Annotated in this window: 19 protein-coding genes; 15 read left to right on the top strand and 4 right to left on the bottom strand. The window is 62.5% G+C overall.

The features are described from left to right. The 3 genes from cobN to M2497_RS17600 are packed head-to-tail and all read left to right on the top strand — an operon-like array spanning position 1 to position 5,416. On the top strand, positions 1-3,762 hold the full coding sequence (gene cobN / locus M2497_RS17610) for a cobaltochelatase subunit CobN (RefSeq protein WP_248481972.1): 3,762 nt from the start codon (positions 1-3) through the stop codon (positions 3,760-3,762). Beyond that, positions 3,762-4,760: an AAA family ATPase gene (locus M2497_RS17605; protein WP_248481971.1), complete on the top strand. Its 999-nt coding sequence runs from the start codon at positions 3,762-3,764 to the stop codon at positions 4,758-4,760. Before cobN ends, M2497_RS17605 begins: the two co-directional genes overlap by 1 nt. Next, the gene (locus M2497_RS17600) at positions 4,685-5,416 is read left to right on the top strand and encodes a VWA domain-containing protein (protein ID WP_248481969.1); all 732 of its coding nucleotides are present in this window, start codon (positions 4,685-4,687) and stop codon (positions 5,414-5,416) included. The genes M2497_RS17605 and M2497_RS17600 overlap by 76 nt, the downstream gene beginning before the upstream one ends. A 107-nt stretch (positions 5,417-5,523) precedes the next feature. Here the strand turns inward: M2497_RS17600 and M2497_RS17595 are convergent, their stop codons facing one another. Further along, positions 5,524-6,471 (bottom strand): DUF1853 family protein, encoded by a 948-nt coding sequence (locus M2497_RS17595; protein ID WP_248481967.1) that lies wholly within the window; start codon positions 6,469-6,471, stop codon positions 5,524-5,526. 145 nt (positions 6,472-6,616) lie between these two features. Here M2497_RS17595 and M2497_RS17590 point away from each other — a divergent pair, with 145 nt between their 5' ends. The 8 genes from M2497_RS17590 to pepN are packed head-to-tail and all read left to right on the top strand — an operon-like array spanning position 6,617 to position 15,084. Further along, positions 6,617-7,507, top strand: coding sequence for an NAD(+) kinase (locus M2497_RS17590; RefSeq protein WP_038845279.1), 891 nt, complete (start codon positions 6,617-6,619; stop codon positions 7,505-7,507). Further along, positions 7,504-8,478, top strand: a complete 975-nt coding sequence (locus M2497_RS17585; protein WP_248488223.1) for a metallophosphoesterase — start codon at positions 7,504-7,506, stop codon at positions 8,476-8,478. The genes M2497_RS17590 and M2497_RS17585 overlap by 4 nt, the downstream gene beginning before the upstream one ends. 38 nt (positions 8,479-8,516) lie before the next feature. After that, positions 8,517-9,866 carry an ATP-binding protein gene (locus M2497_RS17580; protein ID WP_071496040.1) on the top strand — a complete coding sequence of 450 codons (1,350 nt, stop codon included), beginning with the start codon at positions 8,517-8,519 and terminating at the stop codon, positions 9,864-9,866. Further along, positions 9,866-10,351, top strand: coding sequence for a hypothetical protein (locus M2497_RS17575; RefSeq protein WP_071496039.1), 486 nt, complete (start codon positions 9,866-9,868; stop codon positions 10,349-10,351). Before M2497_RS17580 ends, M2497_RS17575 begins: the two co-directional genes overlap by 1 nt. After that, the gene (locus M2497_RS17570) at positions 10,351-11,274 is read left to right on the top strand and encodes a tetratricopeptide repeat protein (protein WP_248481964.1); all 924 of its coding nucleotides are present in this window, start codon (positions 10,351-10,353) and stop codon (positions 11,272-11,274) included. The genes M2497_RS17575 and M2497_RS17570 overlap by 1 nt, the downstream gene beginning before the upstream one ends. A 51-nt stretch (positions 11,275-11,325) precedes the next feature. Further along, on the top strand, positions 11,326-11,586 hold the full coding sequence (locus M2497_RS17565) for a DUF1315 family protein (RefSeq protein ID WP_017528545.1): 261 nt from the start codon (positions 11,326-11,328) through the stop codon (positions 11,584-11,586). Then, entirely contained in the window at positions 11,583-12,413 is an 831-nt protein-coding gene (locus M2497_RS17560) for a DUF2797 domain-containing protein (protein WP_248481963.1), read from the top strand. The genes M2497_RS17565 and M2497_RS17560 overlap by 4 nt, the downstream gene beginning before the upstream one ends. Before the next feature lie 13 nt (positions 12,414-12,426). Then, a complete protein-coding gene (gene pepN / locus M2497_RS17555; protein ID WP_248481961.1) occupies positions 12,427-15,084 on the top strand; it encodes an aminopeptidase N in 2,658 nt (885 codons plus the stop codon). Positions 15,085-15,135: 51 nt separating this feature from the next. Here pepN and M2497_RS17550 read toward each other — a convergent pair whose 3' ends face one another. Then, a complete protein-coding gene (locus tag M2497_RS17550) occupies positions 15,136-16,182 on the bottom strand; it encodes an aldo/keto reductase (RefSeq protein WP_248481959.1) in 1,047 nt (348 codons plus the stop codon). 161 nt (positions 16,183-16,343) lie between these two features. On the opposite strand from M2497_RS17550, the gene M2497_RS17545 reads away from it, so the two are divergent. The 4 genes from M2497_RS17545 (at position 16,344) to M2497_RS17530 (ending at position 19,232) form a co-directional block, all read left to right on the top strand. Then, complete coding sequence (locus M2497_RS17545; RefSeq protein ID WP_248481957.1) at positions 16,344-17,060, top strand: YafY family protein; 717 nt, start codon at positions 16,344-16,346, stop codon at positions 17,058-17,060. 52 nt (positions 17,061-17,112) lie between these two features. Then, positions 17,113-17,448: a nuclear transport factor 2 family protein gene (locus M2497_RS17540; protein WP_071490655.1), complete on the top strand. Its 336-nt coding sequence runs from the start codon at positions 17,113-17,115 to the stop codon at positions 17,446-17,448. 15 nt (positions 17,449-17,463) lie between these two features. Further along, on the top strand, positions 17,464-18,567 hold the full coding sequence (zapE, locus tag M2497_RS17535; RefSeq protein WP_248481955.1) for a cell division protein ZapE: 1,104 nt from the start codon (positions 17,464-17,466) through the stop codon (positions 18,565-18,567). A 173-nt stretch (positions 18,568-18,740) separates the two neighbouring features. After that, positions 18,741-19,232, top strand: coding sequence for a GNAT family N-acetyltransferase (locus M2497_RS17530; RefSeq protein ID WP_248481953.1), 492 nt, complete (start codon positions 18,741-18,743; stop codon positions 19,230-19,232). Between the two features lie 88 nt (positions 19,233-19,320). Here M2497_RS17530 and M2497_RS17525 read toward each other — a convergent pair whose 3' ends face one another. Both M2497_RS17525 and M2497_RS17520 read right to left on the bottom strand, forming a co-directional pair. Further along, positions 19,321-19,542, bottom strand: a complete 222-nt coding sequence (locus M2497_RS17525; protein ID WP_071496030.1) for a hypothetical protein — start codon at positions 19,540-19,542, stop codon at positions 19,321-19,323. Positions 19,543-19,686: 144 nt separating this feature from the next. After that, on the bottom strand, positions 19,687-21,915 hold the full coding sequence (locus M2497_RS17520; RefSeq protein ID WP_248481951.1) for a TonB-dependent siderophore receptor: 2,229 nt from the start codon (positions 21,913-21,915) through the stop codon (positions 19,687-19,689). Positions 21,916-21,991 lie beyond the last annotated feature (76 nt).

Raw genomic sequence — 21,991 nt, 5'->3', positions numbered from 1 at the left:
ATGCACCTGCTCAGGACCCAGCCCGGTGGTTTCGTCTCGGACGATAATATTGCCGACCTTGGCCAAAGCCCCGCTGACCTGGTGATCCTGTGCAGCGGCGATTCCAGCCTGGCGCTGCTGGCCGAAGCGGCCCAGCAGTTGCCCGACGACTACCCAAGCCTGCGCCTGGCCAACCCGATGCAGGTGCAGAACCATGCCTCGGTCGACCTGTACGTTGATGAAGTGCTGCGCCACGCCAAGGTCATCTTGATTTCGCTGCATGGCGGTATCGGTTACTGGCGCTACGGCATCGAGCGCCTGGTGGAACTGGCCGAACGCGGTGTGCAACTGATCCTGGTACCGGGGGATGATCGCCCGGACCCGGAACTCAGCGGGCTGAGCACCGTCGGTGCCGAAGAACGTGATCGGCTGTGGCACTTCCTGCGTCAGGGCGGCCTGGGCAATGCCCTGGATTTCTATCGCTGCCTGGCCAGCGCTTACCTGGGTCGCGACTATGCCTGGGGCGAGCCGCAAACCCTGCCACGCACGGCGATCTATCATCCGCAGCATGCCAACGCCCGCCTGAACGATTGGCAGGCAGACTGGAACGCCGACTGGCCGGTGGCGGCGGTGTTGTTCTACCGCTCCCATTTGCAGGCGGCCAATACCGGTTTTATCGATGTGTTTTGCCAGCGTCTGCAGGCGGCGGGCCTCAACCCGTTGCCCATGGCGGTGGCCAGTTTGAAAGAACCCGGCTGCCTGGCGGTGGTCGAGGACCTGCTGGATGAGGTCGGCGCGGCGGTGATCTTGAACACCACCGGCTTCGCCCAATCCAGCCCCGAAGCGCCGCACCTGCGCCCGTTTCGCCGCAATATCCCGGTGATCCAGGCCATTTGTGCCCAGGATAACCAGCCCGGCTGGGAGGCCAGCGAGCAGGGCCTTGGCCCCCGCGACCTGGCGATGCACATCGCGTTGCCGGAGTTGGACGGGCGCATCATCAGCCGACCGATCAGTTTCAAGGACCTGGCCTGGCGCAGTGAGCGCAGCCAGTCGGATGTGGTGTGCTACCGCGCCGCGCCCGAACGCATGGATTTTGTCGCTGAGCTGGCGCGGCGTTGGGTCGAATTGGCGCGAGTGCCGAATGCAGAGAAACGCATTGCGCTGATCCTCGCCAACTACCCGACCCGCGACGGTCGCATTGGCAACGGCGTGGGCCTGGATACACCGGCGGCGGCGCTGAATATCCTGCGTGCCCTGAAAACCGAAGGCTATCCGCTGCCGGACTTATTGCCCGACAGCGGCACGGCGTTGATCCATGAGTTGCTCGGCGGCGTCACCAATGACCTGGACAGCCTCGACCTACGCCCTTGCCATCAAAGCCTGGGCCTGGACGAGTACGAGACGATGTTCCAGCGCCTGCCCGAAGCCAATCGCCAGGCGGTGCTGGAACGCTGGGGCGCGCCGCAGAACGATCCGATGTGCCGCGACGGTCGCCTGATGATCGCCGGCCTGCGCCTGGGCTTGACGTTTGTCGGCATCCAGCCCGCGCGGGGTTACCAAGTGGACGCCAGCGCCGTGTACCACGACCCGGACCTGGTACCGCCCCACGCTTACCTGGCGTTCTACTTCTGGCTGCGCCACACCTACGGCGCCCACGGCGTGATCCATGTGGGCAAGCACGGCAACCTGGAGTGGCTGCCGGGCAAGGGCGTGGGCCTGTCGGAAAACTGCTGGCCCGATGCGTTGCTGGGGCCGCTGCCGAATATATATCCGTTTATTGTCAATGACCCGGGCGAGGGCGCCCAGGCCAAGCGGCGCACCCAGGCAGTCATCATCGACCACCTGATGCCGCCGCTGACCCGTGCCGAAACCTACGGCCCGCTGCGTAACCTGGAGCTGCTGGCGGACGAATATTACGAAGCGCAGTTGCTCGATCCGCGCCGCGCCCTGGAGCTGCAGAAGGACATTCTCAAGCTGGTGCGCGAAACCCGCATCGACCAGGAGCTTGAGCTGGAGAGCGACGCCGATGCTGCCGTGTGGTTGCCGCGCCTGGACACCTACCTGTGCGACTTGAAGGAATCGCAGATCCGCGACGGCCTGCATATTTTTGGCGAGTCACCCGAGGGTCGCCTGCGTATCGACACCTTGCTGGCGCTGCTGCGCATCCCGCGTGGCGATGGTCGAGGCCCGCAGTCGAGCTTGCTGCGCGTGTTGGCCAAGGCCTTCGAGCTGGGCTTCGACCCGCTGGACTGCGCCCTGGCCGAACCCTGGACCGGACGCCGGCCGCTGGTGCTGCAGAATATCGATGGGCAGTTGTGGCGCACCGCCGGTGATACCCGCGAGCGCCTGGAGCTGTACGCCGCACGTTTGATCGAGCAAGCCCTGGAAGGACCGCTTGAACAGCTGGAGGAACCCGGCTGGGAAGACGTGAAGGCCGTGATCGAAAGCCTGCGTATTGTCGTGGCGCCTCGGCTGGATGCCTGTGGCCCGGCGGAAATGCGCGGATTGCTGGATGCCTTGAGCGGCCGTTTCGTGCCCGCTGGCCCCAGTGGTGCGCCGAGTCGCGGGCGTTTGGATGTGTTGCCCACCGGGCGTAACTTTTTCACCGTGGATGTGCGCAACCTGCCCACCACCACGGCCTGGCGCATCGGTTTCCAGTCGGCCAACCTGATTCTGGAGCGGCACCTGCAAGACCATGGCGACCACCTGCGCCAACTCGGCCTGTCGGTATGGGGCACCGCGACCATGCGCACCGGCGGCGATGACATCGCCCAGGCGATGGCGCTGATGGGCGTGCGTCCGGTGTGGGCGACGGGCAGCCAGCGGGTGGATGACTTTGAAATCCTGCCGATCAGCCTGCTCGACCGCCCGCGGGTTGATGTGACGTTGCGCGTGTCCGGTTTCTTCCGGGATGCCTTTGCCAACCTGATCCGCCTGTTCGATGCGGCGGTGCAGGCGGTGGCTGCGCTGGACGAACCGGACGATCTGAACCCCCTGGCCGCCAAGGTGCGCAGTGAGCGTGAAGCGTTGCTGGCTTCGGGCCTGGACGCAGAGGCCGCGGCAAAACAGGCCGGCTGGCGCATCTTTGGTGCCAAGCCCGGCGCCTACGGTGCGGGCGTGCAGGGCGCGATCGACGGGCGTCTCTGGCAAAGCCGTGAAGACTTGGCCGAGGTTTACCTGAACTGGGGCGGCTACGCCTATGGCGGTTCCGACGAAGGTACTGCCGCCCGCGGGCAATTCGCCCAGCGCCTGAGCCAGGTGCAGGCCGTTTTGCAGAACCAGGACAACCGCGAGCACGACCTGCTCGATTCCAACGATTACTACCAATTCCAGGGTGGCATGCTCGCTGCCGTGGAAACCCTGAGCGGCGACAAGGCCGCCAGCTACCATGGCGACCATAGCCAGCCTGACCTGCCGAAGATCCGCACGTTGAAGGAAGAGCTGAACCGGGTGATCCGTTCCCGTGCAGCCAACCCCAAGTGGATCGAAGGCGTGAAGCGCCATGGCTATAAAGGTGCGTTTGAAATGGCCGCGACGGTGGACAATCTGTTCGCCTTCGACGCCACCACCGCACTGATCGACGATCACCAATACGCACTGTTGGCCGACGCCTACTTGCTCGACCCCGACACCCGGGCCTTTGTGCAACAGCACAACCCCGATGCACTGCGCGACATGACCGAGCGCATGCTGGAAGCCCAGCAGCGTGGCATGTGGCAGGAACCGGGGGCATACCGCGAGGCGTTGGAAAACCTGTTGCTGGATATAGAAGAAGACAGCTGATGACTGATATTCCCCATTTCCCGCTGTCCGCCGTGGTCGGCGCCGATGACCTGAAACTGGCGCTGTGCCTGACCGCTATCGACCCGAAGATTGGCGGTGTGCTGATCGAAGGCCCGCGCGGCATGGCCAAGTCCACCCTGGCGCGGGGTTTGGCCGACCTGCTGGCCAGTGGTCAGTTCGTGACCTTGCCGTTGGGCGCCACTGAAGAGCGCCTGGTCGGCACGCTGGACCTGGACGCCGCATTGGGCGAAGGCCGGGCCCAGTTCTCCCCTGGCGTGTTGGCCAAGGCTGACGGCGGCGTGCTGTACGTCGATGAAGTCAATTTGCTGCCCGACCATCTGGTAGACCTGCTGCTGGACGTGGCCGCCAGCGGCACCAACCTGATCGAGCGCGACGGCATTTCCCATCGCCATTCGGCGCGCTTCGTGCTGATCGGCACCATGAACCCGGAAGAGGGCGAGTTGCGTCCGCAGTTGCTCGACCGCTTCGGTTTCAACGTGGCCTTGAGCGGGCAGACCTTGCCGGCCGAGCGTGGGCAGATCATCCGGCGTCGTCTGGATTTCGACAGCGACCCTGCGGCGTTCTGTGCGCAGTGGGAGGTGTCACAAGCGGCATTGCGCGAGCGCTGCACCCAGGCACGGGCGCGGCTCGACAGCATTGCGCTGGATGACCAGGCGCTGGCGCAGATCACCGAACGCTGCTTTGCGGCGGGGGTTGATGGCCTGCGTGCGGACCTTGTCTGGTTGCGCGGTGCGAGGGCCCATGCCGCGTGGCGGGGAGCCAGCGCCATCGCCGAGGAAGATATTCAAGCGGTTGCCGAATTCGCCCTGCGCCATCGCCGCCAGGAACAGTCCCCACCGGCCAGCCCGCCAAGCGAAGGGCAGTCGCCGAAACCCTCCGACACCTCGTCCGGTCAAGGCCAATGGGGCGATATGCCCGCACCGGCGCTGCCCACGGGCGCACGCCGGGAAGTGCCGACCTGGCCAAAAAAGCCCTAGGCATTCGCCCTCGACCTGACGCGGGGGCGGATGCGCGACCCAAGGCAGGGCGACTAGGCAACGGCAGGCAAGGCAAGGCACGCAGCGCGAAGCAGGGCGCGATCAACTGGCCGGGCACCTTGCTCGGTGGTCGGCCACAAACGCGACAGGACTTGCTGTTTCACCTGCGCAGTCGTGCGGCCCATGAACTGTGGTTGGTGATTGTCGATGCGTCGGCGTCCACCCGACGGCATCGTGCACTCACCGACGCCAAGGGTTTGTTGGCGCAGTTGTTTGATGACGCCTACCGCCAGCGGGCACGGATGGCGTTGTTGACGGCCAGCGGGCAAATGCCGAAGTGGCAGGTGCAAGGGTTGAAAGCGGCCAAGGGCTTGGCGGGTTGGCTGGAACAGTTGGGCGCGGGCGGCGGTACGCCATTGCTGGCGGCGCTTGTCGAGGCCGGCAATTGGCTGGCATTGCGGCGCAAGCGCTACCCGGCTGAACAACAGCGGTTACTGGTGATCACTGACGGGCGACTCAAGGAAGTTACTGGGCTACCGCAGTTGGAGTGCCCGGGCCTGCTGGTCGATATCGAGCGTGGGCCGATCAGGTTGGGTCGCGCGCAGCAACTGGCGGCAGGGTTGCAGTTGGAGTATCGGCATATCGATCAGCTGTAGTGCCTGGGCAACTGCTATCGGGGGCAAGCCCCCTCCCACAGGGGAATGCATTTCAAATGTGGGAGGGGGCTTGCCCCCGATGAGGCCCTGAAATTCACGACAAAACCTCAGCCAGCCCCCGGCACATTCGGCCAAAGATTGGCCACCAGAAACAACCGCTCGGCTTCCTCCCAATCCTCACCCACCTGTACCAGCCGCACCAGCAGTTGCGCCGGAGCCATCGGGTCAAGGTCGGCCAGCCAGCCGTGCATCTGCTCTTCGCTCCACACCTCATTCGCGGGGTAATGCGCCGGCGCCAGCCAGGCATGCCGGGGCAGGGGCTGCCAATGGCCCGGTTGGCTGCGGCTGACAAACGCTTGCCAGTCCCGTTGATGCAACCAACGCCCGCGCAAATGCTGCGGATGGGCGCCACTGGGGGGCATGGCCTGGCCGGGCCAGGGGTAGAGCAGGTAACCGCCCAACCACAAATGCGCATCAAACTGCTGGACATCCAACGCGGCCAGCACTTCACGGCTTTCCTCCCGCGCGGATATCGGCAATTGATGTTGGGCCAGATGCGCCAACTTGCGGTCCAGTCGGTCATGACAACCCGGCCCCAGCCACTGTGCGGTGTCCTGACCATCACCGTCCTGCGGCCCCAGATACAGCTTGATCGCCAGTTCCAGGTGATGCACGCCATCGCGGTCACGCAGCAGCATATCCAGCTCGCCGAGGGTATGCCCGGCACGGCGGATCGGCAGGTTGGCGGCCAGCAATTCCACGCCCGGCGCATGTTGCACGGCGAACTGCCACAGGCGTTCGTAATACAGGCCCAGGCGGCGCGTGCGCGACAGGCTCAACCATTGCTGCAAGGCGCTGCTGTCCTGGTCCAGCTGGCGCAGCCAGCGTTCCAACAGATGCGGCGCCTGCACCCAATCGCTGCCGGCCAGCGGGTGGCGTTGCGGCCACGGCGTCTGCGCGAGCATCGGCGGGGCGAGCATCACCCACGCCAGGTCGCGCACCTCGGGGTGGCGCAGCTGGCGGGGCAGGTTGTGCAGATCGGGGAACACAGTCATGGTCCGAGCATAGCCTTTTAACTGCGCTGAAGGTGGCTGAGAACCGTTGTCATCAAGGCTTCACGGCGACAAAGGATTTTGCCTGAGACGGCCTTTCGCCCATAATCGTTCTTTTTTGCCACACTCCACATCCCGCAGGAGCCCCATGGAGCAATTTCGCAATATCGGCATTATCGGTCGCCTGGGCAGTACCCAGGTGTTGGACACCGTCCGCCGGCTGAAAAAATTCCTGCTGGACCGCCACCTGCATGTGATCCTCGAAGACACCATCGCTGAAATCCTGCCGGGCCATGGCCTGCAGACCTCGTCGCGCAAGATGCTCGGCGAAGTCTGCGACATGGTCATCGTGGTCGGCGGCGACGGCAGCCTGCTCGGCGCCGCCCGTGCGCTGGCGCGGCATAACGTGCCGGTGCTGGGGATCAACCGGGGCAGCCTGGGGTTCCTCACTGATATCCGCCCCGATGAGCTGGAAGTCGAAGTGGCCAAGGTGCTCGACGGCCATTACCTGGTGGAGAACCGCTTCCTGTTGCAAGCCGAAGTACGCCGCCATGGCGAGGCCATCGGCCAGGGCGATGCGCTCAATGACGTGGTGCTGCACCCCGGCAAGTCGACGCGGATGATCGAGTTCGAGCTGTATATCGACGGCCAGTTCGTGTGCAGCCAGAAGGCCGACGGCCTGATCGTCGCCACGCCCACGGGTTCCACCGCCTACGCGCTATCGGCGGGTGGCCCGATCATGCATCCCAAGCTGGATGCCATTGTGATCGTGCCGATGTACCCCCATATGTTGTCGAGCAGGCCGATTGTGGTCGACGGCAACAGTGAGCTGAAAATCGTGGTGTCCAAAGACATGCAGATCTACCCGCAGGTGTCGTGTGACGGGCAGAACCATTTCACCTGCGCCCCCGGTGACACCATCACCGTGAGCAAGAAGGCACAGAAGTTGCGGTTGATCCACCCGCTGGACCACAACTACTACGAAGTGTGCCGCACCAAGCTGGGCTGGGGCAGCCGCTTGGGGGGTGGAGGCGACTGATGCTCGATCCCGCGCGTAGCTACGACCTGATTGGTGACGTGCACGGTTGCGCCCACACCCTTGAGCACTTGCTCGACCTGTTGGGCTACCACAAGCAGGGCGGCACCTGGCGCCATCCCACGCGTATGGCGGTGTTCCTCGGCGATATCATCGACCGTGGCCCGCGCATCCGCGAGGCGCTGCATATCGTCCACGACATGGCCGAGGCCGGCCATGCGCTGTGCATCATGGGCAACCACGAGTTCAACGCCCTGGGCTGGACCACACCGGCACCGCCGGGCAGTGGCAAGCAGTTCGTGCGCGAGCACAACCCACGGCATGCGCGGTTGATCCACGAGACCCTGACCCAGTTCGAACATCACCCGGCCGACTGGCACGACTTCCTCGGCTGGTTCTACGACATGCCGCTGTTTGTCGACGCCGGGCGTTTTCGCGTGGTGCATGCGTGCTGGGACGATGGCTTTATCCAGCCGCTGCGTGCCACCTTCCCGGACGGCTGCATCGACCAGCACTTCCTGCAGGCCGCGGCCGTGCCGGGCAGTTTTGCCTGCAACGCCTTCGACCGCCTGCTGCGCGGCACCGACATGCGTTTGCCGGACGGCCTCACGTTGACCGGTGGCGATGGCCTGACGCGCTCGTTCTTCCGCACCAAGTTCTGGGAAGACGACCCCAAGACCTACGGCGATATCGTGTTCCAGCCTGACGCACTGCCCGAGCCGGTGGCGCGTACACCGTTGTCGTCCACCGAAAAGAATTCCCTGCTGCGCTACGGCGTCGACGAACCGCTGTTGTTCGTCGGGCATTACTGGCGCAGCGGCAAACCGGCGCCGATCCGCCCGAACCTGGCCTGCCTGGACTACAGCGCGGTGCTGTACGGCAAGCTGGTGGCGTACCGTCTGGACCAGGAAACCCGCCTCGACCCGCGCAAGTTCGTGTGGGTCGATGTCGAGCGACCGGAGGTGCTCACATGAGCCCCTGCGCGCTGCACATGCACTCTTGAGGAACCTCCATGGATGATTCGACGTTCGACCAACTGGAGGCTGCGCTGGCTGCGGCTCCCGGTAACGTCGCACTGCTGACCGTGTTGCTGGGCGCCAGCCTTGAGCGTGGCGAACACGCGCGTGGGCTGAAGCTGCTGCCCGCCGACCTTGAGCAATGGCCAGAGGCTTCGGCGCTGAAGCTGGCGGCGGCGCAATTGCTGCTGGCCGACGGCCAGGCGCAGAAGGCGTTGTTGTTGATCGAGGGTGAAGACCCGACGGCGCGCCTGCTCAAGGCCCGTGCCCTGGCTGCACTCGAGCGTCTCAAGGAAGCCCAGGTGGAATACCGCGCAGCGGTGGACGCCAACCCGGCGCTGGAAGACATGGCGCTGTGGCGCCGCCTGAATGTGTCGGTGGTGGACTTCCCTGGCGCCGAAGGCCGCCCGCGCCTGCGTGTGATCTCCAATGACGACACCGACAAGAGCGAAGTCGTGCGCCTGCTGGTGCCGGAAAACGAAACCCTGACCTTCGATGATATCGGCGGCCTGGATGAGTTGAAAAAGACCATCCACAAAAAGATCATCCTGCCGTACCAGAAACCGGGCCTGTTCCAGCGCTTTCGCAAGAAAGTCGGCGGCGGGGTGCTGCTGTATGGACCACCGGGTTGCGGCAAGACCATGCTCGCCCGCGCCACGGCCGGGGAGTGCAAGGCCACCTTCTTTAACGTGGCGATTTCCGATGTGCTGGACATGTACATCGGCGAATCCGAGCGCAAGTTGCACGCGCTGTTCGAGCAGGCACGGGCCCAGGCGCCGGCGGTGATGTTTTTCGATGAAGTCGAGGCGCTGGGCGGCAAACGTGCGAATACCCGCGAGTCGACCTCGTCCAAGCTGGTGAGCCAGTTCCTCTCCGAGATGGACGGTTTTACCAATGACAACCACGGCGTGCTGATCCTCGCCGCGACCAACGTGCCCTGGTCGGTCGACTCGGCGTTCCGCCGCCCCGGCCGCTTTGACCGCGTGCTGTTTGTACCGCCACCGGATCGCCCGGCGCGTGAGGCGATGCTCAAGGCGATGATGAAAGGCCGCCCGATGGCAGACGACATCGACTTCGCCTTCCTGGCCAAGAACACCTCGGGCTTCTCCGGTGCCGACCTCAGCGAGTTGGTGGAAACCGCCGCCGATGAAGCCATTGAAGCGTCCATCGACAGTGGCGCCGAGCAGTCGATTTGCGACCGGCATTTCAAGCAAGCCTTGAAAGAGGTGCGCGCCACCACCCTGGAATGGCTGACCACGGCGCGCAATTACGCGCGGTATGCCAATGAAGGCAACCAGTACGATGAAGTGCTGGCTTTCCTCGACAAGCACGGGAAGGGTCGCTGATGGCGCAGTACGGTGGTTATCGCATCGAAGACGAACCGCGCCCGGGCGCTCTGGCCAAGTGGGCGGTTTCGCCATTCTGGCCGCTGCTCGGCCTGATGCTCGGTGGCGCCTGGCTGGGTTTGCCGTGGTTCGTGTTCAACTCCATTGCCGTCGGCAGCCCGACGCGGGTGCGCGAATGGGTGCTGGCCGGCGTGGCGCTGGTGGGCAGCATCGTCATCGGCTTCGTGTTGCTGCAACTGGTTGGCGCGGGGTATTTGCAGACCCAGGCGCAAATCCAGTACGCCTTGCTGGTGTTGGTGGTGTGGAAACTCACCCTGGGCTACCTGCTGTATATGCAGCAGAACGCAACCATTGAGATTTACCAGTACTACGGCGGCGAGTTGAGCCGTTTTGGTTTTCCCTTGGCGTTGATTGGTGGCTTCGTGCTCAAAGGCATGGTCGTCAAATGGCTGCCGTACACCCTGTGGTACCTGGTGGTGAGCTGATGAATACCGACTATCTGCTGCAACTGGCTTACCAACGCCTACAGGCTGACCACAATGATGGCGCCATCGACGCACTGCGCCAGTTGCTGGCCAGCGACCCGCACTCGGCCGAGGCGCATGCCTTGCTGGCGATCTGCTTGATGAATATGCGTCGCGTGCATGCTGCCAAGCGCGAGGTGCAGTTGGCGCTTGCCGCCGATGCGCAGTTGCCGCTGTCCCACTACGCCGCCGCGCAGGTGGCGATTGCCCTGCGCAAGTTCAAGCTGGCCCAGGAACATGTCACCCAGCTGTTGGACATGGAGCCGCTGAACCCGGCGTACTACCGTTGCCAGGCCGAGTTGTACCAGCTCACCGGTCGCCTAGCGCAAAGCCGTGAACCGCTGGAAAAAGCCTTGCAACTGGGCCCCGATGATCCCGCCAACCTGGTAGCCATGGCGCAGTTCCACCGCGCCAGCAGCCAGTGGGACCAGGCGTATCAGTTCGCGCGCCAGGCGTTGCAGGCTGATCCGTCGAATGCGGCGGCAGTGGTGGTGCTCGGCCACCTGTTGTTGCGCGAAGGCGATATCAACGGCGCCCGTGACCATGCGATCTGGGCCTTGCAGGAGAACGCCACGAACGTTGCGGCGCTGCACCTGCTCACGGCGGTCAAGGCCCGCAGCAATGTGTTCCTCGGCACCTGGTGGCGCTTCAATAGCTGGATGAACGAGCGCAGCGCCACCCGCGCCATTATCCTGCTGCTGTGCATGTTTGTGGTCTACCGTGTTGTGGTTATCACGTTGACTGCCCAGGGCTATCCGCAAGTGGCCGAGCTGATCAATTGGCTGTGGCTGGCGTTTGCCGCCTACACCTTCGCCGCGCCGCAGATCTTCCGGCGCCTTTTGGACAAGGAGCTTGTACAGGTCAAGCTCTCCAAGGAATTCTGACGGGCCAGGACCCGTCACCCACGTACTCGCTGAACCTCAGAGGCTGTTCACATGTCGTCTTTTGCTGAAATGATCGAAAACATCACCCCGGACATCTACGAGAGCCTCAAGCTCGCCGTGGAAATCGGCAAGTGGTCCGATGGCCGCAAGCTCACCGCCGAGCAGCGCGAGCTGTCGTTGCAGGCGGTGATCGCCTGGGAAATCCAGAACCTGCCGGAAGACCAGCGCACCGGCTACATGGGCCCGCAGGAATGCCAGTCGAAATCGACCACCGTGCCGAACATCCTGTTCAAGTCGGATGCGATCCATTGATTGAAATTGGTCGCGGTGCAGTCAGCAAGATGTCGGCGCAACTCGGTGAGCCGACCGTTCAATACGCATTTCGCCTAGGCGACGCCGAGGTGCCGGTCAACCCGTTGATCGGCACCCACGTGCGCCTGGAATACCTGGGTGCCATCCATTGCAGCCATTGCGGCCGCAAGACCAAGACCAGCTTCAGCCAGGGGTATTGCTACCCGTGCATGACCAAGCTGGCCCAGTGTGACCTGTGCATCATGAGCCCCGAGCGTTGCCATTACGACGCCGGCACCTGCCGCGATCCAGGCTGGGGCGAAAAATTCTGCATGACCGACCATGTGGTGTACCTGGCGAACTCGTCGGGGATCAAGGTCGGCATCACCCGCGCCACCCAGCTGCCGACGCGCTGGCTCGACCAGGGCGCGAGCCAGGCGCTGCCGATCATGCGCGTGGCGACCCGCCAGCAGTCCGGTTTCGTCGAAGACCTGTTTCGCAGCCAGGTGGCCGACAAGACCAACTGGCGCGCACTGCTCAAGGGCGACGCCCAGTCCGTCGACCTCAAGCAGGTGCGTGACGAACTGTTCGCCGCCTGCGCCGAAGGCCTGCTGGGTTTGCAGGAACGCTTTGGCCTGCAGGCCATCCAACCGGTGACCGACATCGAACCGCTCGAAATCCGCTACCCGGTAGAGCAATATCCGGCCAAGATCGTCAGCTTCAACCTGGACAAGAACCCGATTGCCGAAGGCACGCTGCTGGGGATCAAGGGCCAGTACCTGATCTTCGACACCGGCGTTATCAATATTCGTAAGTACACGGCCTACCAGCTCGCCGTGCATCAGTAGAAGGATGCCACCCATGCGCACCGAACAACCGAAGATGATTTACCTCAAGGACTATCAGGCGCCGGACTACCTGATCGACGAGACCCACCTGACCTTCGAGTTGTTCGAGGACCACAGCCTGGTCCACGCGCAACTGGTGATGCGCCGCAATCCTGAGCGTGGCGCCGGTTTGCCACCATTGGTGCTGGACGGCCAGCAGTTGGAACTGCTGAGCGTAAACCTGGCCGATCAGGCACTGACTGCTGATGACTACGAACTGACCGACAGCCACCTGACGGTACATCCGAGCAGCGCGACGTTTACCCTGGATACCACGGTAAAGATCCACCCGGAAACCAACACTGCGCTGGAAGGCCTGTACAAGTCCGGCAGCATGTTCTGCACCCAGTGCGAGGCCGAGGGCTTTCGCAAGATCACCTATTACCTCGACCGCCCGGATGTGATGAGCACCTTCACCACCACGGTGATCGCCGAGCAACACCGTTACCCGATCCTGCTCTCCAACGGCAACCCGATTGCCAGCGGCCCCGGTGAAGATGGCCGTCATTGGGCAACCTGGGAAGACCCGTTCAAGAAGCCGGCGTACCTGTTTGCCCTGGTGGCCGGTGACCTGTGGTGTGTCGAAGATACCTTCACCACCATGACCGACCGCACCGTGGCGCTGCGCATCTACGTCGAACCGGAAAACATCGACAAGTGCCAGCACGCCATGACCAGCCTGAAAAAATCCATGCGCTGGGATGAAGAAACCTACGGCCGTGAGTATGACCTCGACATCTTCATGATCGTCGCGGTGAACGACTTCAATATGGGCGCCATGGAAAACAAGGGCCTGAACATCTTCAACTCCAGCGCCGTGCTGGCCCGCGCCGAAACCGCCACCGACGCCGCGCACCAGCGGGTCGAGGCGATCGTTGCCCATGAATACTTCCACAACTGGTCGGGCAACCGCGTGACCTGCCGCGACTGGTTCCAGCTGTCGCTCAAGGAAGGCTTCACCGTTTACCGTGACTCGCAATTCTCCGCCGACATGAACTCGGCCACGGTCAAGCGTATCCAGGACGTGGCGTACCTGCGTACCCATCAGTTCGCCGAAGACGCCGGTCCGATGGCCCACGCGGTGCGTCCGGACAGCTTTATCGAGATCTCCAACTTCTACACCCTGACCGTGTACGAAAAGGGCTCGGAAGTGGTTGGCATGATCCACACCTTGCTCGGCGCCGAAGGCTTCCGCAAAGGCAGCGACCTGTACTTCGAACGCCATGACGGCCAGGCCGTGACCTGCGACGACTTCATCAAGGCCATGGAAGACGCCAACGGCGCCGACCTGACCCAGTTCAAGCGCTGGTACAGCCAGGCCGGTACGCCGCGCCTGGCGGTGAGCGAGGCCTACGACGCCGCGGCGAAAACCTACAGCCTGACCTTCCGCCAGAGCTGCCCGCAAACCCCGGACAAGGTGGAAAAACTGCCGTTCGTAATTCCGGTGGAGCTGGGCTTGCTGGACGGGAAGGGCGCTGGCATTGCCTTGCGCCTGGCCGGTGAGACGGCTGCGGGAGGCACGTCGCGGGTGATTTCGGTGACCGAGGCCGAGCAGACGTTTACCTTCGTTGATATCGCCGAACAGCCGTTGCCTTCGCTGCTGCGCGGGTTCTCGGCGCCGGTGAAGCTGAGCTTCCCGTACAGCCGCGACCAACTGATGTTCCTGATGCAGCATGACAGTGACGGTTTCAACCGTTGGGACGCCGGCCAGCAGTTGTCGGTGCAGGTGCTGCAGGAGTTGATTGAGCAGCATCAACAGGGCCAGGCCTTGAAGATGGATCAGCGCTTGATCACTGCGCTGCGCAGCGTGCTGAGTGATGAAAGCCTGGATCAGGCGATGGTCGCGGAAATGCTGTCGTTACCGGGTGAAGCCTACCTGACTGAAATCAGCGAAGTGGCGGATGTGAATGCCATCCACGCCGCCCGTGAGTTTGCGCGCAAGCAACTGGCGGACAACCTGCACGAAGCGTTGTGGCCGCGTTACCAGTCCAATCGCGAGCTGTCCAAACAAACACCGTACGTGGCGGCCGCCGAGCACTTTGCCCGTCGCGCGTTGCAGAACATCGCGCTGTCGTACCTGATGCTCAGTGGCAAGCCCCAAGTGTTGGCCGCGACGCTGGACCAGTTCGACACCAGCGACAACATGACCGAGCGCCTGACCGCGCTGGCGGTGCTGGTGAATTCGCCGTTCGAGGCAGAGAAGGCCAAGGCGCTGGCGGTGTTTGCCGAGAACTTCAAGGACAACCCGCTGGTCATGGACCAGTGGTTCAGCGTGCAGGCTGGCAGCACGTTGCCGGGCGGGCTGGCGCGGGTCAAGGCGTTGATGGAGCACCCGGCGTTCACACTCAAGAACCCGAACAAGGTGCGTGCCTTGATCGGTGCCTTTGCCGGGCAGAACCTGATCAACTTCCACGCGGCGGATGGCTCGGGCTATCGTTTCCTGGCGGACTTGGTGATCCAGTTGAATGGCTTCAACCCGCAGATCGCTTCACGCCAGTTGGCGCCGCTGACCCGCTGGCGTAAATACGACAGCGCGCGCCAGGCGCTGATGAAAGCCGAACTGGAGCGGATTCTGGCGTCCGGTGGGTTGTCGAGTGATGTGTTTGAGGTGGTCAGCAAGAGTCTTGCCTGAGTTGCATCGTTGAATAAAAAACGGCCTGTTGAACAGGCCGTTTTTTTTGCCTCAGATAACCGGTGGTCGCGCGGTGTCGAGGCCGTTATCGATGGGGAAGCGCTCTGCGATGATCCCGTGCGGCACGCCAAGCGGGATGGCGCTGGCGCTGTCGAGACGGGTGACGTGATCGGCCGACAGTTGCACATTCAACGCGCCAAGGGTGCTGTCCAGCTGGGCGCGGGTGCGCGAACCCAGGATCGGCACCAGCGCGGTGGTCGAGCGCCGGGCCTTTTCCCGCAGCCAGGCGATGGCGACGTGGGTCGGCGTGGCGTCGATTTCACCAGCGACCGCCAGCAACGCGTCGAGCACGGCGGTTTCACGCGCACTGTGTTCGGCGTGCACCAGGATCCCGAGTTTGTTGGCGCGGTTGTCGTCCTGGGTGTTGCGGTACTTGCCGGTCAGGAAACCGCCGCCCAGGGGGGACCACAGCGTGGCGCCCAGCCCCAGCGCTTCGGCCATTGGCAGCAACTCGCGGTCGGCGCTGCGTTCCACCAGGCTGTATTCCACCTGGACGCCGATGATCGGTGCGAAGCTGCGCACGTCGGCCAGCAGGTCGGCGCGGGCAATGCGCCAGGCGGGGAAGTTGGACAGGCCGGCATAGTGGATCTTGCCGGCGCGTACCAGGTCATCGAGGCCGCGCAGGATCTCTTCCATGGGCGTGACGTTGTCGCTCATATGTGCCCAGAGCAGGTCGATGCGCTCGGTGTTCAGGCGCTTGAGGCTTTCTTCCACCGAGCGCACCAGGTTCTTGCGGTTGTTGCCGACGCGGATTGTGCCTTCATCGGACGGCTCGGTGCGCAGGGTGTACTTGGTGGCTACCACCAGGTTGTCACGTTCCGAGGCGATAAATTCCCCCAGCAGCTTTTCGGCCTGGCCGAACTGGTAACCGTTGGCGGTATCGAGGAAGTTGCCCCCGGCTTCGAGGTAACCATCAAAGATCGCCTTGGCTTCGTCGCGCTCGGCGCCATGGCCCCAGCCCGTACCGAAATTACCGGTGCCCAAGGCCAGTTCAGATACCTGCAGGCCGCTGCGGCGGCCAAAGATTTTATTACGCATACAAGGACTCCAGAGGCAGTGATTGTCTTACATGTTTGGTAACATTTATTTAATATGATCTGCATAATTTATCGGGTCAAGCGACTTTTTTACTGCTGACGATTTCTGACAGGGGGCTTTGCTATGCTGCTGCACTTTTCCATTTTCTGGCGGGAAGCCCCGTGTCACGTACCACTCGTCTACTGACTTTGCTCCAGGCCCTGCGGGGCAAGAAGCGTCCGGTGACCGCTGCCGTGCTGGCGGCGCAGTTGGAGGTGTCCGAGCGCACGCTGTATCGCGATATCGCCGAATTGACGGCCTTGGGCGCGCCGATTTTTGGTGAGGCGGGGGTAGGGTATGTGTTGCGCAGTGGCTTGTTTCTGCCGCCCTTGATGCTGAACGCCGAGGAAACCGAAGCTATCGTGCTCGGCTTGAGATATGTGGACCAGCGCGGCGATGACGTGCTCAGCCGCGCTGCCGCCAATGCCCTGGCGAAGATCGCCGATGTACTCGACCCTGCCGCCCAGGAAGCCTTGCGCAACCCGACGCTGCTGCCGGGGCCGCCCGGCTTCGGTTACCCGGAAAACCGCGTGCCGCTCAATGTGTTTCGCGAGGCCATTCGCAACCAGGCCAAGCTGCAGATCGATTACGCCGACGCCAGCCAGACCCAGAGCCAACGCCTGATCTGGCCCCTGGCCCTGGGCTTTCTGAATGAAGTGAGGGTGATTGTGGCCTGGTGTGAATTGCGGGGGGCCTATCGCACCTTTCGCACCGACCGCGTGGCGAGTGCACAGGTGCTTGGCGAACGTTACCCGGGGCGGCGCAGCGATTGGCTGCGGGCCTGGCGCAAGTTGATGGAACAGAACGAATCCGGGCCGTTTACTCCTGACAAAAACTGACACAACCCTGGCTTAGCATGGCACTACAAATCACCCAGAAAGGAGCTGTGTCATGTCTATCCCTGAGTTGGCACCGGCCATCGTGGCCTATATCGCGGCGGCCAATACCCGTGACACCTCGGCTATCGCCCAGTGTTTTGCCGAGGATGCCAATGTGTTCGATGAGGGCCAGCACCAGGTCGGCGCTGCCGCCATTGCGCGCTGGATGGAAGACACCGGGCGTCGTTACCAGCCGCGGGTCGAAGTGCTCAAGGTGCAACACCGTACCGGCAAGGTGCTGGTCAGCAATATCGTGTCCGGCAATTTCCCGGGCAGCCCATTGGAGCTGCGCTACACCTTTCGCTTGAACGAGCAGGGCAAGATTTCGCGGCTGGATATTTCGCTGTAGTTCATACTGGCGGGCATGACTTTCGACTCGCCCCTCGCTGCCTACCAATACGCCGTTGCTCAACCGGGTTTCGTCGCCGACGCCGCTCAGCGCCGCGCGGTGGACGCCCTGCAAGCCTGCCACGAAGCCCTGCACCACAGCCATGCACCGATCACCGGCGTGTACCTGTGGGGCCCGGTGGGTCGGGGCAAGACCTGGCTGATGGACCAGTTCTACCAAAGCCTGCAGGTGCCAGCGCGGCGTCAGCACTTTCATCACTTCATGCAGTGGGTGCATCAGCGCCTGTTCCAACTGACCGGCACCCACGACCCCTTGCAGGCCCTGGCCCGGGAGCTGAGCCAGGCAGTACGCGTGCTGTGCTTCGACGAATTGTTCGTCAATGACATCGGTGACGCGATTATCCTCGGGCGGCTGTTTCAGGTGATGTTCGATGAAGGCGTGGTGATGGTCTGCACCTCCAACCAACCACCTGACCAGCTGTATGCCGAGGGTTTCAACCGCGAGCGATTTTTGCCGGGCATTGCGGCGATCAAGCAACATATGCAGGTGGTTGCGGTGGATGGGGGAGAGGATCACCGGTTGCATCCGGGCGCGGGTATTCAGCGCTACTGGGTCAACCAGCCCGAGGCGCTGGCGGGGGTGTTCCAGCGCTTGGCCCAAGGTCAACCGACTCGCAGCGGGCCGCTCGTGGTAGGGCATCGCGCCATCGTCGCCGTGCAGTCCAGCGACACGGTGCTCTGGTGTCGTTACGCCGACCTGTGCGAACAACCGCTGGCGGCCATGGACTTCATGCTGCTGTGCGATTGCTTCAAGGCGATCCTGCTCGGTGAAGTCCCCAACCTCAGTGCGCAAAAACGGCCTGGCCGGATTGCCCGCGGCACTGAGGATGGCGTGCAACGTGTAGTGGCCGGTGATCGCGAATTGCCGGAGTTGTCGGTGCACGATGACAGCGTGCGTCGGTTTATCGCCTTGGTGGACGAGTGCTACGACCGTAAAGTGCCATTGTTCATTGAGGCCCAGGTGCCGCTGGAGCGACTTTATACCGAGGGCTACCTGGAATTTCCCTTCCGCAGGACACTCAGCCGCCTGCAAGAAATGCAGTTGCAGCGTTTCGGCTGACGCCCGTACGAAAAAATCCAGGAGTCGGCCGGTTGCGCGTTTTCAACCGAGTAACCTTCGCGCTTTCGTGCGCATATTTGTAGTTAATCTCCTTCATCTGGCGCCTGCTCCACGCTTACAATCGTGCCCCTCACAGGGAGCCGAATCCCTTGTAATCGTGATCGAGGAAGGACATGGACACCCCAGACATCCTGGTGCTGCAAGCCAGCTACACCAACCCCGTGCATGCCGACGCCATCGGCCGCGTGCTCAACCATTACGCCGAAGACCCGATGGGCGGTGGCCACAGCCTGCCCGCCGACCTCCTGGAGCAACTGCCAGGCGAGCTGGCAAAGCGGCCTCATGCATTCAGCGTACTGGCGTTTGTAGGCGGTGAGCCAGCGGGTCTGGTCAATTGTTTTGAAGGGTTTTCCACGTTTGCCTGCCGTCCTTTGGTCAACGTCCACGACGTGGCGGTGATGGAGGCGTTCCGTGGTTTGGGGCTGAGCCAGAAAATGCTGCAAAAGGTCGAGGAAATTGCCCGTCAGCGTGGCTGCTGCAAGATCACCCTGGAGGTGCTCGAGGGTAATGCCGTGGCTCAATCGGCATATCGCAAGTTTGGTTTTGATGATTCGAAGTTTGACCCGGCCCACGGGCGCATGTTGTTCTGGAGCAAACCGCTTTAATAAATAACAGGCAAAAAAAGGCGCCATTAAATGGCGCCAAGTTGACCTTAACCAAAGGAGCGGGATGGCAAAGGGTATTACGGTTACATCAAGTGTTTGGTTGTTGCTCGGCAGCGGACTGGTCAGCGGTTTCTTTCTTCACGTTCTTTCCATCGGCAAGCGCGGTTTGTGCAGCGGTGCCGTGGGTTTGTTGCTGCACGAAGGTGAAGTCGTTGTAGAACGCCTTGGAACGCTCGGAGCCGCCTTCGGCAAAGGCGGCGGCGGAGGTCAGGGTCATCAGGCTGGCAAGCATCAGGGTGGAGAGTTTCATGGCAGTGTTTCCGGTAAGTGTGATCGGTATCCGCTCTGTCCTTGATCAGATTCATGGGGCGAGTGTGGAGGGAGTTTATTAAGTAGGAATTAACGCCAAAAAAACCAAAAGCTAACAATTTCGTTAACTTTTGGTTAAAAGGTCCTACATCTTCCAGTCCAATGCCAAGGTGATCGAGCGTGGGTCACCCCAATACACGCCGTTATAAAAACCAACGCGCTCGTAATACTTTTTATCAAATAGATTGTTGACGTTTAACGACGCCGTAACATGTTCATCGAACTGATAGCGGGACATCAGGTTGACCACGCTGTAGGCCTGCTGAGTGATCTTTGCCCGTGTGGTGATCCGGTTGCCCTTGCTGTCACGAGCCCCCGTTGGCCGGTTGCTGAATTCGTAGATATCGCTCTGCCAGTTCACGGCACCGCCGACCGTCAGGTTGCGCCATGCACCGGGTAAACGGTAGGCACTGGAGACCTTCAGCAGGTTCAGCGGCTGGCCGGTGTTGTTGCGTTTGTGCGTGCCATTCAATGAGTGGGTATAGGTGTAGCCGGCCGTGAGATTCCAGTCCGGCATCACTTCGCCGGCCACCTCCAGCTCGAAACCGCTCACCTTGTTACCCTTGCCGCCTGACTTGTAGTACTCCTCGCCCGTTTTGGGGTTCGGCAGTACGGAGTAGTCCCGTTCGGCGACGTTGTCCTGCTTGCTCCAGAAATAGGCGGCCGCTACGTTCAAGCGCTCCTGCAGCAAGCTGCCCTTGAGCCCGACTTCATAGTTGCTGCCCACCACGGGCTCCAGGTACTTCTCGTTGACGTCCTTGAGGCTCTGCGGCTTGAAGATGTCGGTGTAGCTGGCGTAGACGGTGTACTCCGGCGTGATGTCGTAGAGCAGCCCGGCGTAGGGCGTCCACATATCGTTGTGGGTCTGGCGGGTCTTGTTGGCCCTGAGCAATTGGTCATTGGCCGTGTATTCAGGCGCCGCGCTTTCCAGCTCCCAGCTGCCATAACGGCTGCCGAGTACCGCATGCAGGCGCTCTGTAAGGCTCAGGCGCGTGGCCAGGTAGCCAGCTTTCTGTTGCTTGCTGCTGTGCTCACCCTTGAGCTCGGTCACGGTGTCGGCGAACTTGCCGATCCCGCCCATGTATTTCCAGTCTTCGATGCTGTAGTAGCCGCCGGGGATGCTGCTGCGCATCACGGGCGAGACGTCCCGCTGCGTGGCCTCGCCATAACCCATCATCAGTTCATGTTCACGGCCCAGCAGCGCATAGCTGCCAGCCAGGTTCAGGTCAATCGCCTCCATTCTCGACGTGCCGCGCATATGGCTGGCCCAGGCGGTCATGCCGCTGCGGTCGTCGTTGGGGAACCCCGCACCGCCGTAGTAGACCTTGCCGTCCGTGTCGCTCTGGCGATGGGTGTAGGCCGCCTTCAAGTGCCAGTCGCCATTCAGGCGGTGATCGAGGCTGGCAAAGGTGGTCTTGTCGGTCAGCGGCCAGGAGCTCCAGTGCGCTGCCATATTGGTGGAGCGCGACAACCCAGCCTTGCCGCCCTGGCTGTTCCAGTAGGGCACAGTGCCCCAGGATGTGCCCTGTACCTTTTTGTCCTGGTAATCAAAACCGACCGCCAGCACGGTGTCGTCCGACAGGTCGCCTTCAAGGATGCCGTAGCCGACTGCACGCTGCAGCGCGTAGTTGTCACGGAACGATTTGCTGTCGCGATAGGCCAGCACTGTACGCCCGCGCAGCTTGCCGTCGTACGCCAACGGGCCGCCGACATCCACGAAGCTGTAGTAGTTGTCATGGCTGCCACCGCTCACCCCGGTTTTCGCCTGCCACTGGGCGGTGGGGCGCTTGCGCACCATATTGACCGTGGCCGAGGGGTCACCCGCACCAGTGGTCAAGCCGGTAGCGCCGCGAACCACCTCGATGCGGTCGTAGATGATGGTGTCGGAATCGGACTTCATGTAGCCGAAGGTGTTGAGCATCCCGTCAATCTGGAAGTTGTTGATGCCGTAGCCACGGGAGGAATAGGACACACGGTCGGAGTCGTTGTGCTGGACGTTGACCCCGGTGGTCTGGCGTAGCACTTCGGTCAATGTATTGAGATTGAAATCATCCATCTGCTGGCGAGTGATCACCGAGATCGATTGTGGGGTTTCCTTGACCGAAAGGTTCAGCCGTGTGGCCGTGCTCATCGAGCCGGTGGTGTAGGCCCCGGTGTGCTCGGTGGTGGCGCCCAGGCCCTCGGCGGTGATGCTGGTGGCCCGCAGCTCGAGGGCTTGGTGTTCGGGGTCGGTTTCAGCCAGCAGGTCGGGGCTTGCGCCCACGCTGAAGAGGCCGAGGGTGAGCGTCATGGAACGGGTGAAAGGCGCGAACATCGCGGAAGACTCCTTGTCGTCTTTGCGGCCTTTCCGGTCGGAAAAGGCCTTGGTTCAAAGACGAAAGGACAGGGGG

Source organism: Pseudomonas sp. CYM-20-01, from assembly GCF_023169845.1.
GTDB lineage: Bacteria > Pseudomonadota > Gammaproteobacteria > Pseudomonadales > Pseudomonadaceae > Aquipseudomonas > Aquipseudomonas azotoformans.
This window is presented reverse-complemented; position numbering and strand designations above follow the sequence as displayed.